This is a genomic window from Marinobacter nanhaiticus D15-8W (assembly GCF_036511935.1).
GTDB lineage: Bacteria > Pseudomonadota > Gammaproteobacteria > Pseudomonadales > Oleiphilaceae > Marinobacter_A > Marinobacter_A nanhaiticus.
In genome coordinates this window covers 57,218-70,811 of record NZ_AP028878.1, presented here as the reverse complement: position 1 = coordinate 70,811, position 13,594 = coordinate 57,218, and the positions used below count along the sequence as shown (strand labels likewise).

10 protein-coding genes are annotated in these 13,594 nt (G+C 61.5%); 2 read left to right on the top strand and 8 right to left on the bottom strand.

Going from position 1 to position 13,594, the window contains the following annotated elements; translation table 11 throughout:
- Positions 1-12: 12 nt before the first annotated feature.
- From RE428_RS00310 to RE428_RS00280, 7 genes are all read right to left on the bottom strand, one after another.
- Positions 13-222, bottom strand: a complete 210-nt coding sequence (locus RE428_RS00310; protein WP_040882321.1) for a hypothetical protein — start codon at positions 220-222, stop codon at positions 13-15.
- A gap of 79 nt (positions 223-301) precedes the next feature.
- Positions 302-484 carry a hypothetical protein gene (locus tag RE428_RS00305; protein ID WP_154660729.1) on the bottom strand — a complete coding sequence of 61 codons (183 nt, stop codon included), beginning with the start codon at positions 482-484 and terminating at the stop codon, positions 302-304.
- A gap of 281 nt (positions 485-765) precedes the next feature.
- Positions 766-3,249 (bottom strand): ATP-dependent helicase HrpB, encoded by a 2,484-nt coding sequence (gene hrpB, locus RE428_RS00300; protein WP_004579552.1) that lies wholly within the window; start codon positions 3,247-3,249, stop codon positions 766-768.
- A 96-nt stretch (positions 3,250-3,345) separates the two neighbouring features.
- Positions 3,346-4,125: a MipA/OmpV family protein gene (locus RE428_RS00295; protein WP_004579553.1), complete on the bottom strand. Its 780-nt coding sequence runs from the start codon at positions 4,123-4,125 to the stop codon at positions 3,346-3,348.
- A gap of 74 nt (positions 4,126-4,199) precedes the next feature.
- Positions 4,200-5,645, bottom strand: a complete 1,446-nt coding sequence (locus RE428_RS00290) for an efflux transporter outer membrane subunit (RefSeq protein WP_004579554.1) — start codon at positions 5,643-5,645, stop codon at positions 4,200-4,202.
- Complete coding sequence (locus RE428_RS00285; RefSeq protein ID WP_004579555.1) at positions 5,642-8,809, bottom strand: efflux RND transporter permease subunit; 3,168 nt, start codon at positions 8,807-8,809, stop codon at positions 5,642-5,644. Before RE428_RS00285 ends, RE428_RS00290 begins: the two co-directional genes overlap by 4 nt.
- Before the next feature lie 4 nt (positions 8,810-8,813).
- The gene (locus RE428_RS00280) at positions 8,814-10,016 is read right to left on the bottom strand and encodes an efflux RND transporter periplasmic adaptor subunit (RefSeq protein ID WP_004579556.1); all 1,203 of its coding nucleotides are present in this window, start codon (positions 10,014-10,016) and stop codon (positions 8,814-8,816) included.
- A 159-nt stretch (positions 10,017-10,175) separates the two neighbouring features.
- On the opposite strand from RE428_RS00280, the gene RE428_RS00275 reads away from it, so the two are divergent.
- The gene (locus RE428_RS00275) at positions 10,176-10,814 is read left to right on the top strand and encodes a TetR family transcriptional regulator (protein ID WP_004579557.1); all 639 of its coding nucleotides are present in this window, start codon (positions 10,176-10,178) and stop codon (positions 10,812-10,814) included.
- 104 nt (positions 10,815-10,918) lie between these two features.
- On the top strand, positions 10,919-11,677 hold the full coding sequence (locus tag RE428_RS00270; protein WP_004579558.1) for a FadR/GntR family transcriptional regulator: 759 nt from the start codon (positions 10,919-10,921) through the stop codon (positions 11,675-11,677).
- Here the strand turns inward: RE428_RS00270 and RE428_RS00265 are convergent.
- Positions 11,674-13,479: an IlvD/Edd family dehydratase gene (locus RE428_RS00265; RefSeq protein ID WP_085988676.1), complete on the bottom strand. Its 1,806-nt coding sequence runs from the start codon at positions 13,477-13,479 to the stop codon at positions 11,674-11,676. The two genes, RE428_RS00270 and RE428_RS00265, sit on opposite strands and share 4 nt — an antisense overlap.
- Positions 13,480-13,594: the final 115 nt, after the last annotated feature.

The following is a 13,594-nucleotide window of genomic DNA, read 5'->3' as shown; positions in this document are numbered from 1 at the left end:
ATCCACATCGGCTTACGCCGCCACTTCATCGTCAACGATTTCTTCCCGTTCCTTCCGGTATTCATCATAGGACTTATCGATGCTGTCCAGGCAATCCGACCGCTGGGATGGCGGTAGCTTGAAGCATTCATTGCGCTGGTTAAGCTGGATGTTGTCGTAGACGGCCCGGTTGCTACAGCCGACCAGGACCACGAGCGACAGGAGCACACACAGTAGTTTCATTGCCCGGTCTCGAAGCGAAGAGTGGCAGGGTCAGCCGGAACCGCCGATCCCATTAATCCGGCTGACATGCGGGCGAGATTTATACAGGTTTGTTTACACCGGGATGCGGTGTACCCGGCTGGACGCCGGCCTGGTTACCTGTCGCGCCAGGACGGCCTGGGGGATTAGCCCCCTCATAGCGTCTGACGGACTGGCCCTCCTCACGTAAAAGCCAGTTGCCCACAACAATACCGGCAAGTGCTGCAACGATCCATTTGAACATGTGGTTTCTCCCTCTGTTGCATGAGTTGCAAACTCACCCTCGTTTGTAGGGGGAGCAGCGTGGAGCGTCAAGCAACCTATGATGGGGCCTTTCGTATGGAGAATCCAAGGACCTGTTTTTGCAGGAAACTTGAACACCGAGGTGAACGAAGTTTAAGGCGAATAGGCGTAGGCGTTGGGCCTGGGTCCCAAGGAACCGAATACGCACGTCCCAAATTCCGCCTATTAACCGAATCCGACGAACAGGGATACCTCGCTCGACGCCTTCATGTCACCGGTTCACTATCGTCCAGATTTCTTGGTTCCCACCTTGGCCTCTGCCGTGAGCGGATTATCCGGCCACGGATGTTTCGGGTACCGACCCCGCATCTCTTTCCTGACTTCCGGATAGACCTGTTTCCAGAAACTCGCCAGATCGCCCGTCACTGCCAGCGGCCGCTGCGCCGGCGACAGCAGGTGGATCACCACCGGCAGCCGTCCGCCTGCCAATCTTGGCGTTTGCTTCCAGCCGAACAGGGTCTGCAGCTTAGTCGCCAGCACGGGGCCGTTTTCGGCCGTGTAATCCAACCGAACGCGTTGCCCGGTAGGAATCTCCAGGTTGGCGGGAAGCTCGCGGTCGAGGTACTGCTGTTGGGGATACGCCAACTCAGTTTGCAGGGCGGCGAGCAAGCTGATCTGTTGCAGGCCCTTCCAGTTGCGTACGCCGATGAGGAAGGGAGCCAGCCACCGGTCGAGGTTGGCGAGCAGGGTATCGTCCGAGACGTCTGGCCAGTTGTCAGGTTCTAGGGATTTCATATGCTGGACCCGGGCACGCCATTGGTAAGCCGTGTCCGTCCAGGGGAGACTGTCGATGCCTTTTTGCTTCACGGCGGTGAGCAGGCCAAGCTGGATCTGGTCCTGACTGGGGTCGGGGAGTTGTTTCTGATCGAGGACCAGCGCGCCCAGCCGTTTGACTCGGCGGGCGACGACGGTGCCTTTGGCGTCGTCCCAGCGAGCCTCCTCAAACGTTTGGATATGGCTGGCAAGGTCGTGTTCGAGAGTGGCACGGTCAGTGGCCGCAGCGAGATAGATATGGGCTTCCCGCGCCTGGCCATCCAGTTCGGCGGCGACAATCCATTCCTCGCGCCCAAGTGCATCCTCCTCCCGCAGCCGTGCACCCCGGCCGTTACTCAGTTGGTAACGGCTGCCATCGCCTGGCCTTCGCAATCCGATTCGGTCCGGATAAGCCAATGCAAGCAGGCGGCCTGCGGGAAGACTGCCATCGATATCGACGTCAGCCCTTCCCGACATCAGCCGATCCACGGAGCGCTTCAGTGCATCCAGCCGGGCACGGTCGATGTTCGGAGAGCGGTACTCACCAGTTAGCAATTGCAGACGGTAAGTCACATCCGCACCGTCACGGGGACCGAGCAGGTCGCGCTCCCCCAGCAACGCGGCAACCCGCGCCGCGGTCTGTGGATAACCCAGCTCGCGCCCCAGCAAGACCATATGGGCCAGACGGGGATGGATACCCAGCTCCCGTGCCCGCCTCCCATGGTCGGTGATCGCGCCTTCGGCATCCAGCAAGTCCAGCCATTGCAGCAGTTCGACGGCCTGGTCCCAATGCGCTTTCGGCGGTGGATCGAGCCACTCGAGATCGCCAGGTGTACGCGCGCCCCATTGCGCAAGTTCCAAGGCCAGCGGAGCAAGGTCGGCTTCGAGTATTTCCGGTGGCGTAAACGCAGGTAGGCCCTGTTGTTCGGACTCGCTCCACAGGCGGTAGCAGACGCCAGGCTCCATGCGACCGGCACGACCCTTACGCTGTTCGGCCGCGGCGCGGGAGAGACGACCGGTTTTCAGGCGGGTCATCCCGCTATTGGCATCGAACACTGCCCGACGTTCCTGCCCGGCATCGATAACCACCCGCACACCCTCGATGGTCAGGCTGGTTTCGGCGATGGCAGTAGCCAGCACGATCTTGCGTTCGCCAACGGGTGGGGGCTGGATAGCGCGATCCTGATCGTCGCCCTTCAAATGGCCATACAGTGGGGTCAAGTGGGTGTGGGCGGGCAGGTGCGGTCGTATTAAACGCTCAACCTGCCGGATTTCGCCGGCACCGGGGAGAAAAGTGAGGATCGAACCCGTTTGCGACTCCAGCGCTTCGCGGATCACTGACGCAACATGCTCGAGCAGCCGAGACGGGCGACAGGGCGAAGGCGGTAACGGCCGGTAGTGCACATCGACCGGGAATGCCCGGCCTTCGCTGGTCAACACTGGGGCGTCATCCAGCAATCGGGCCAGGGGCGCGGTATCCAATGTAGCAGACATGACGACCACACGTAAGTCGTCCCGCAACGCCTGCTGGGATTCTCGCACCAGCGCCAAACCGAGATCCGCCTGCAGGGAGCGTTCATGGAATTCATCAAACAGGACGGCGGCGTAGTCCTCCAGCGCCGGGTCCTGCTGGACCAGGCGGGTCAGTATCCCTTCGGTGACCACTTCGATGCAGGTTTGCCCCGATACCCTGGTGTCCAACCGGGTGCGGTAACCCACCGTTTCACCGGGCTTTTCACCCAGTTGCCGAGCCATGAACCGCGCGGCTGCACGCGCGGCGATGCGGCGAGGTTCGAGCATCAGTATCTTGGCGTCCCCGCGCCACACACAGTCCAGTAGGGCGAGGGGCACACGCGTCGTTTTGCCGGCACCGGGGGGCGCCTGCAGCAGGACGGTGTTCCAGGTTTCCAGGGTGGCGCGAAGTTCGGGGATCAGGGTGTCGATGGGCAGCATGGACTGATCATGCCGTGACTGGCGTAAAACTCAAGGGGGAAAGCCCACGCGCCCGTGGGCTCGAACAAGCTCTCGACCATCGCCGACACAAATCGATCAGAAGCTGTAGGACATCAGCAGGCTGCCAAACCACTGGTTGGCATCGCCCACGTCCTTGACGATGGGACTGTCCGCCGCGTCGCCAAACAGGCGGCTATAGCGGGCGATGGAAGAGACGCTCCACTCGCGGGTGAAGTGGTAGGTCAGACGGCCGTTGAGGCTGGCTCGAAGGAAGGCACCGTCCGGATTGTAGGCATCCAGCCCGGAACGCGCAGCGCCTTCGTCGGAAACGCTGAACAACGCGTCGTTCCATTTCTCGTTGGCCCAGGTCGCTCCCGGACCGAACCCGTAACTCAACTGTTCAGTCAGACGGCCGCGGTAGCGCAGGTAGCTCCTCAGGCGAACGCCTTCGAGATCGCCGCCCACCGGCGTGGCCAGTTCGGTATTGAACTGCCACGGCCCGGGTGTCCAGCTCAAAAGGACACCTGCCATGGCGCTGTCGTCGACTTTCTCCAGGTCGGAAATGTCCCCGACGTCGTCGCGGCCACGCTCGTAGGAGATCACCGGAGAAATGGTCAGCTGCTCGGTCTGAACCACCTGCCAGCCGATACCGGTAATGGGGTTGATGAAGAGGCGCCCGAGACGGGCTTCGACGAAGGGTATGGGGATCGCTTCGTAGGTATCGGCACCCCGATATTCCGGCGCGATACCGGCACCGGCGCCGAGGGTGAAGCGCCATTCATCGCCGCTCGGCACCTCCGGCTCGTTGCCCTGGGCCAGCGCGCCGACGCTGAACACGCTCAATACGATTGCCACTAACTGCTTTCGGGTCATCATCGACGTTTTTCCTTGTTGTCGGGGTCCCTTTTCAGGTTCGGCAACAACTTACCACACCCGTATTACACCGGGGGTTATGCCCCCGGCGTTTTTTCCTCGGCTTGCGGCGCCCGGCCAAGGGTGGTCGGCTGATCGGCACTTTCGCCACCACCCAGCGCCCGATACAGCGTTATCCGGTTGGTCAGCTTGCCGAGCTTCACGTCCACCAGGTTCTGACGGGCGCTAAGCAGTTCGCGGCGGGCATCGAGCACCGCCAGGTAATCGTCTGCACCGCCCTCGTAGCGCGCCTCCGCCAGCTCAAGGGACCGCTGGGTTGCATCGACCAAAGCGGCCTGGGCTTCCTCCTGCTCACTCAGGAAGTCCCGGGCTGCCAGGGCGTCGGAGACCTCCTGGAAGGCTTCCTGGATAGCCTGCTCGTACTGGACGACGGACTGCTCCTTACGGATTTCCGCGACATCCAGGTTCGACTGCAGACGCCCAGCAGTGAAGATCGGCAGATTGATACTGGGCGAGAACGACCAGGTACCTGAACCGCTCTCGAACAGGCCGGCCAAATCCGTACTCGCCGTCCCCGCCGAACCGGTCAAGGTAATACTTGGATAGAACGCCGCCCGGGCTGCCCCTATATTCGCGTTGGCGGACTTAAGACTGTATTCCGCCTGCTGGATATCCGGACGCTTTAGCAGCACCGATGAATCCAGCCCCTCCGGTACGCTCGCCAGCAGCGCTACCGCCGGATCGATGACATCCTCTTCCGGAATTTCGGCCACCGGGCCACTCACTAGCACCGACAGGGCATTACGATCCTGGGACACCAGTCGGCGAAACTGCGCGCGGTTGGCGCGGGCGGTTTCCAAGGCAATCTGTGCCTGGCGCACATCCAACTCCGACCCCAAACCGGCATCGTAGCGGCGCTGGACCAGGTCCACGGACTCCTGCTGGGATTCCACCGTGTCCTCACTGATGCGCAATTTCTGCCGGTCCGCTAGCAGGGTGAGGTAAGCATTGGCAACTTCCGATACCAGCGTGATCTGCGCGCTGCGGCGGGCCTCCTCGGTTGCCAGGTAGCTTTGCAGGGCGGATTGCTCCAGGCTGCGGATCCGACCGAACAGATCCAGCTCGTAAGAAGCCACACCCAGACCGACGCTGTACTGGCTGGTGATCGTGCTGTCACCGGTATTGCTCAGGTCTGCTGGCAGGCGTTGGCGGGTGCCATCGCCATTGGCGTCGATTTCAGGGAACAGCGCGGACTTCTCGATCCCATACTGTGCCCGGGCCTCGGCAACGTCTAGCATGGCCAGACGCAGGTCGCGGTTGTTGGCGAGCGCCGTGTGGATCAGCGCGCGTAGTTGTGGATCCGGGAACAGGGATTCCCAGCCTGGCAACACCACCTGGTCGGCACTCTGGTTCCAGTTACCGACTTCCGTGGGCACCGGGGATTCCGGCGCCTGGTAGTCGGGAATCATGCTGCAGCCACCGAGTATAACGGCGGCGGCAAGCGTGGGGACAATCGACTTCATGACGGATTCTCCTGTTGTTCCAATGCCGGTGACTCTTCGCGGTAACGTCCTTCGTTGCTGCCGGTCAGCGGTACGCCGGACAGGCGGCGCACCAGCACGTAGAACAGCGGGATAAAGAAGATCGCGAGCACCGTCGCCGCAACCACACCACCAAACACGCCGGTGCCAATCGCGTTGCGGGCGCCGGAGCCCGCACCGGTGCTGAGCATCAGCGGCGTGACCCCAAGGCCAAACGCTAAGGACGTCATCAGGATTGGGCGTAACCGCATACGGGTGGCTTCGAGCGTCGCCTTGAGCAAGCCGCGGCCCTGCTTTTCCAATTCCAGGGCGAACTCGGCAATCAGGATCGCATTCTTGGAGGACAGGCCCACGGTCGTCAGCAGCCCCACCTGGAAGAACACGTCATTGGACAGACCGCGGAAATTGGCCGCCAGGACCGCACCGATGATCCCAAGCGGCACCACCAGCATCACCGCGAACGGAATCGACCAGCTTTCATAGAGCGCCGCCAGGCACAGGAACACCACGATCAACGACAGCGCATACAACAACGGCGCCTGGTTACCGGCCTGCCGCTCCTGATAGGAAAGGCCTGTCCACTCGAAGCCAAAGCCGCCGGGCAGTTCGGACGCGAGCTGCTCCATCGCCGTCATGGCGCCACCGGTACTGAAGCCCGCCGCGGCGTTACCCTGGATGTTCATCGATGACACCCCGTTATAGCGCTGCAGCTGTTGCGGACCATAGGTCCATTCGCCGCTGGCGAAGCTGGAGAAAGGCACCATCTCGCCGTCGCCGTTACGCACATACCAGTTGTCGATGTCGTCCGGCAGCATGCGGAAAGGCGCGTCCGCCTGGACATAGACCCGCTTGATCCGGCCACGGTCGGCGAAGTCATTGACGTAGCTCGAGCCCCAGGCCACCGACAGGGTGGTATTGATATCCGACAGGGAAACACCCATGGCCTTGGCCTTCTGGCGATCCACGTCCAACCGGTATTGGGGCGCGTCCGGCAGGCCGCTGAAACGCACCTGGCTCAGGGCCGGGTCCTGGTTGGCCTGCCCCAGCAAGGTATTGGTGGCCTCGACCAGGGCATCATGCCCCTGCCCGCCACGATCCTGCAGCTGGAAGTTGAAACCGCTGGCAACGCCCAGGGCCGGTATCGCCGGCGGATTGAGGGCGAAGATGACCGCCTCGCGAACTTGGGAGAAGGCGCCCATGGCGCGGCCGATAATGGCGCCGACGCCGTTCTGCTCCAGGTCACGCTCGCTCCAGTCCTTCAATCTGACGAACGCCAGGCCGGAATTCTGGCCACGTCCGGCAAAGCTGAAACCGGCTACAGTAAAGATGGATTCCACCGCCTCGGCTTCGTTCTCCAGGAAGTGGTGCTCCATGTTTTCCAGCACCTCGATGGTCTGTTCCTGGGTGGAACCCACCGGCAGCTGCACCTGGGCCAGCAGGATGCCCTGGTCCTCTTCCGGCAGGAACGCGGAGGGCAGCCGCATGAAGCTGAACGCCAGCACACCGACAATCACCACGTAGATGAGGACGTGACGCCCCCAGCGCCCGATGATCTTGTCGACCCGGCTCTCGTAGCGGCCGGTCGCCTTCTCGAAGCTGCGATTAAACCAGCCGAAGAAACCTCCCTTGGTGTGGTGGTCGCCCTTGTGGGGTTTGAGCATGGTGGCGCAAAGGGCCGGTGTCAGGATCAGGGCCACCAGCACCGACAGGGTCATGGCGGAAACGATGGTGATCGAGAACTGGCGATAGATGGCGCCGGTCGAGCCGGGGAAGAAGGCCATGGGTACGAACACCGCCGACAGCACCAGGGCAATACCGACCAGCGCGCCGGTGATCTGACCCATGGATTTACGGGTGGCTTCCACCGGTCCCGATCCCTCTTCGGCCATGACCCGTTCGACGTTCTCCACCACGACGATGGCGTCATCCACCAGCAGACCGATGGCGAGCACCATGCCGAACATGGTCAGGGTGTTCACCGTAAAGCCGAAGGCATAGAGCACGCCGAACGTGCCGAGCAGGACCACCGGTACCGCGATGGTGGGAATCAGCGTGGCGCGGAAGTTCTGCAGGAACAGGTACATCACCAGGAAGACCAGCGCGATGCCCTCGAACAGGGTCTTCACCACTTCCATGATGGAGATTTCCACGAACGGCGTCGTGTCGTAGGGATAGGCGACTTCGAGACTGTCCGGGAAATAGGTGCTTAGCTCATCGATGCGCGCACGCACGCGCTCGGCGGTATCCAGCGCGTTGGCACCGGAGGCCAGGTTGATGCCTAGCCCGGCGGCGGCCTTGCCATTGAAGCGCCCCCGGGTGGCGTAGTTCTCTGAGCCCAGTTCAACGCGTGCCACATCGGCCAGACGCACCCTGGAGCCGTCCGACGTCACCTTGAGCAGGATCTGGCCGAACTCTTCCGGCGTTTCCAGCAGGGTCTGGACAACGATGGAGGCATTCATCTGCTGCTCATCCACCGAGGGCGTTCCTCCCAACTGACCACCGGCAACCTGATTGTTCTGCACCTCGATGGCTGACGTCACGTCCGCGGGTGTCAGGTTGTACTCGTTGAGCTTGTTAGGATCGAGCCAGACACGCATGGCGTACTGGGAACCAAACAGCTGGGTCTGGCCGACCCCCTGCACCCGCGCAATCGGGTCCTGGATATTGGCACCGACGTAATCGGCAATATCCGCCCGGCTGAGGCTGTCGTCACTCGAGGTAAATGCGACAACCATCAGGAAGCTGTCGGAGGACTTGGTCACTTGCACGCCCTGCTGCTGCACCACCTGGGGCAGGCGTGGCGTAGCTAACTGGAGCTTGTTCTGCACCTGGACCTGGGCGATATCCGGGTCGGTGCCGGCGGCGAAGGTCAGGGTGATCTGCGCATTGCCGGCGGAGTCGCTGGTGGAGCCCATGTACAGCAGGTTGTCGATGCCATTCATCTCCTGCTCGATCACCTGGGTGACCGAGTCCTCCACCGCCTCGGAGGAGGCACCGGGATAGGTCGCGGAAATCGTGACTTCCGGCGGCGCCACCGTGGGATACTGCTCAACGGGCAGGTTATAGATCGCCAGGCTGCCGGCCATCATCATGATGATGGCGATAACCCAGGCAAAGATCGGACGGTCGATAAAAAAACGTGCCATAGGATCAGCCCTGCTTTGTGTCAGCCGCCGGGATACCGGCCTTGCCGGATGCCGCGGAACCCTGCTCACCGGTCACGTCGACCGGTGTCACTGGGCCACCCACGCCAATCTTCTGCAGACCGTCGACGATCAGGCGGTCACCCGCCCGCAGGCCGTCGCTGATCAGCCACTGGCTGCCCACAGCCTTCTCGGTAGTGACATTGCGCTTCTCGACGGTGTCGTTCTCGCCGATCACCAGCGCCGTAGCCTGGCCGTTGGGCTCGCGGGATACGCCTTTCTGTGGCACCAGGATCGCGTTCTCGCGTTCCGCCTGGGGCAGGCGGGCCCGCACGAACATGCCCGGGAGCAGCGCGCCATCCGGATTGGGGAACAGGGCGCGTAGGGTCACCGACCCGGTGGCTTCGTCCACGGCGTATTCCGAAAATTGGAGGGCGCCCTTGTGCGGGTATACCGTGCCATTCTGTTGAGCCAGCTTAACGGCGGCGCGATCTTCACCGACGGTTTCCAGCTTGCCGTTTGCCATGGCCGAGCGCAGGGTCTGCAATTCGTCGTAGGACTGCGTCAGGTCAACATAGATCGGATCGAGTTGGCGTATGGTCACCAGTGAGGTGGTCTGGTTCGCTGTAACCAATGCGCCTGCGGTGACCGAGGAACGCCCGATACGACCGCTGATCGGCGCTTCGATTGTGGTGTAGTCCAGGTTGATACCGGCGGTCTGCACAGCCGCTTCATTCGCGGCCACCTGGGCCTTGCCGGCGTTGAGCGTGGCGCGCGCCTCATCCAGTTCCTGTTGGCTGACAGCACCCGTCTTGATCAGCTTCTCGTAACGATTGGCGGTGAGTTGTGCTGACTCCAGGCTCGCCTTGGCATTCGCCAGGTCGGCCTTGGCGCTGGCAAGCGAGGCCTGATAGAGCTTGTCATCGATCTTGTAGAGGGCCTGGCCGGCTTCGACCGTCTCCCCTTCCTCGAACAGGCGCTGCTCGATAATGCCGGTCACCTGGGGACGCACTTCAGCCACCTGATAGGGGGTGGTGCGACCCGGGAGCTCGTTCACCAGGGTGAACGGCTTTTCCTGGACGGTAATAAAGCCGGCCTTTGGTGCCGGTTGCTGACCTGCAGCCTGGGCCGCGTCCTGTTGCTGTCCGCAGGCGGTCAGCAGGACAGATGCAATCAACATCAAAAGCAGGGATTGCGTAGAATGACGCATCGGGAAAACCTCAGTCGAGTCAAAAACGCGCCGAGGGCTTGGCAGCCCGCAGCGCGTGTGAATAACAACAGATAACGGTAAACACGATCATACATACATTCATGAATGTATGTATAGTGACAAGTACTGTGCTTGCACGATATTTACACAGGAGCATCCATGGCCCGCCGCACCAAAGAAGACGCACAGAAAACCCGGGAGCAGTTGATCGAAGCTGCGGAAACCGTGTTCTATCGGAAAGGGGTTTCGAAGACGTCGCTCAATGACATCGCAGCGGAAGCGGGCGTGACACGGGGAGCCATCTACTGGCACTTCAAGAACAAGCACGATGTATTCGAGGCGATGATCCAGCGGCTGAAGACACCCCTGGAGATGCTGCACGAGGCAATCGAGCATCCCGATGAACCCGACCCGCTGGGTCGGTTCCGCGAACTACTCCTCTACCTCACCCGGGAAATCGCCCGCGATCCTCGCCGTCAGCGCGCCTACGAGATCGTCTTCCTCAAGTGCGAACTGACGGAAGACAACGAGCCCCTGGGCACCCGGCACAGGGAAAACTTCCTGCACGGATCGGAGCGCATGCGGGCGGCACTCGAAGCCGCACTGAACCGGGGACAGTTACCCGCTGACATCGACATCGAGTGTGCGATCGTCCAGTTGCATGTCCAGTTGACGGGTTTGATCTATCTTTGGCTGTTGCTGCCAGACTCGTTCGACTTCGAATCCGAAGCAAGGCGCGTTATCGAAGCCTATTTCTACTCGCTGCAACACTGTTTTGGCCAATTCGATAGCGAATAACGCCATACTGGCTGCCGGCGCCCCCGACACCTATAATCCAGGCTAGCTTGCCCGTATGTTGGACATATGACAACGTATGGCGGAAATGAACGATAGAGGCATCTGTGAGAGCTAAATCACCCAAGGCAGCCCAAAGGCCCAGCGTTGCCGACTTCCTGGCGGAAGCCATTTTTTCCGGCCGTTATCAACCAGGCGACTTCGTACCCAAGGAAATTGACCTGTGCGAGCAACTCGGAATCAATCGACCTGCGGTACGCAGCGATCTGCGTCAGCTTGTGGATGTCGGCATTATCGAGCGCATATCGGGACATGGTTCGAAGGTCCGCGACTACGATAACTGGCACATCCTCGATCCACTGGTCACCGAGTGGATGACGCGCTACGCAGCCCCCAACCCCAAGGTACTTCATGAGATCCTGGCGTTCCGGCTCGATGTGGAACCCTACGTGGCGATGGTGGCCGCCCGGAATGCCAAGGCACGCGATCTGGTGGCTATTGAGGAAGCATACGAGGGGATGGGTCAAAACATGCATAACGCGAACACCCCGGAGGAGCGACGGTTGCACAGCGACTACGATATCGCCTTCCACGAAGCCATATTCAAGGCCACCCATAACATCGTATGGGCGCAGCTCTCCCATATCCTGCGCCCGTCCATCTATCTGCTGGTTTCGCTTTCAAACGTACAGGCCAATGACCCTGACGATAGCCTGGAAAGGCACCGTCAGGTCATGGAACGCATCCGCGCCCGCGACCCCGAAGGGGCATTCCTTGCGGCGCAAGCGGTGCTCGAGGGCACGGCCGACGCACTGCACATCGAAATGCCGGAGACCGCCCTCGGCCGCAAACTCACTGCCAACTAATGGTTGTCCCGTGGCGGGCTGCGGCGCGCCACGTCCCGGTAGCGTACAGCTGGCCTGAGCGTCATCCCCCTGTCCAGAGGCTCAACAAGCTCCCGCTGGATTTCCTGCCAGGGCGTCTGGTGCGCCGGATAGATGTAGCCACCCCGCGCGGCCTGCTTCTCCTTCCGGCTATTCCAGATCGCCTGGTCCATCAATACATGCGCCTCGCCACGCCCCAGATCGATGCGGATGCGATCCCCCGTTTCCAACAGGCCCAGCCCGCCTCCCACGGCGGCTTCAGGGGAGGCATTGAGGATCGAAGGCGAGCCTGACGTCCCCGATTGGCGACCATCACCCAGGCAGGGTAATGACTCGATACCGCGCCGTATGAGCTTTTCAGGGGGCTGCATGTTGACCACTTCCGCTCCACCCGGGTGGCCGACCGGGCCGGCTCCGCGCATCACGAGGATCGTGCTTTCATCGATTTCCAGGTCGGGGTCGTCTATACGGGCGTGATAGTCCTCTGCACCGTCGAAGACCACAACCCGACCTTCGAAAGCGTCGGGATCCGCCGGATTGCTGAGAAACCGGCGCCGGAAATCCTCGGCAATCACACTGGTCTTCATCAAGGCCGAGTCAAACAGGTTGCCCTTGAGATTAATAAACCCGGCGTGCGCCACCAGGGGACTGTGATAACGGCAAATAACCGCCTCGTCCAGGGTCTCACGTCCCTCCGCGTTCTCTGCGAGGGTCCTGCCGTTAACGGTTTTAGCCTGGCCATGAAGTTTACCGGCAGCCAACAATTCATTGACGATGGCGGGCACGCCACCGGCACGATGGAATTCCTCGCTCAGATAGGCGCCAGCGGGCATGACGTTGGCCAGTAACGGTATCCTGTGCCCCAGGGCCTGCCAGTCATCATTATTCAGCTCGACACCCGCATGGCGGGCGATGGCATTGATGTGGACCGGCGCATTGGAGGAGCCGCCGAGGGCAGAGCAAACCACCACGGCATTCTCGAAGGCCTCACGGGTCAGGATATCCAGCGGGCGGATGTCTTCCCATACCATGTCGACGCAACGCTGGCCGGTCTCATAGGCCACGATGGGCCGTTCCTTATAGGCCGCGGGAATCATCGCCGAGCCCGGGAGACTCATCCCCATCACCTCGGCCAGGGCATTCATGGTTGAGGCCGTCCCCATCGTATTGCAATGACCGATCGATGGCGCTGAATCCGTCGCACGCGCCAGGAAGGTCGCGTAGTCAATATCGCCTGCCGCCAGCCGCTTGCGCAGTTCCCAGATCACCGTCCCCGAGCCCACGCGTTCGTTGCCACGCCAACCGTTAAGCATCGGCCCGCCGGACAACACGATCGCCGGGATATTCACGGTTGCCGCCGCCATCAGGCAGGCCGGCGTGGTTTTATCGCAACCGGTGGTCAGGACCACGCCGTCAATCGGATAGCCGTGCAGGATTTCAACCAGTCCCAGATAGGCGAGGTTACGGTCCAGCGCAGCGGTGGGGCGGCGGGCGTTTTCATAGATCGGGTGCATGGGGAATTCGAAGGGCACACCGCCCTGCGCACGAATACCATCCTTTACGCGCTTGACCAGGTCGATGTGATGCCGGTTGCAGGGCGCCAGGTCCGACCCGGATTGGGCGATGCCGATAATGGGCTTGCCACTGGTCAGCTCTTCCAGCGTCATGCCGTAGTTCATGAACCTTTCGACGCACAGGGCGGTGGTACCCGGGTGTTCCGGGTTATCCAGCCACCAGCGCGATCGCAGGTCGCAAGACGATAGACGCTGTTTCTCTCTTGTCATGTTGTTTGCCATATCGCTCAGTGGAAAGGACGTGGCAGACCATCGCGTCGGTACCCGCTGGAAAGGCCTGCGCCGTCATCGAAGCGGGGTGCGGCCTGGACGGTCACTGCGTGCC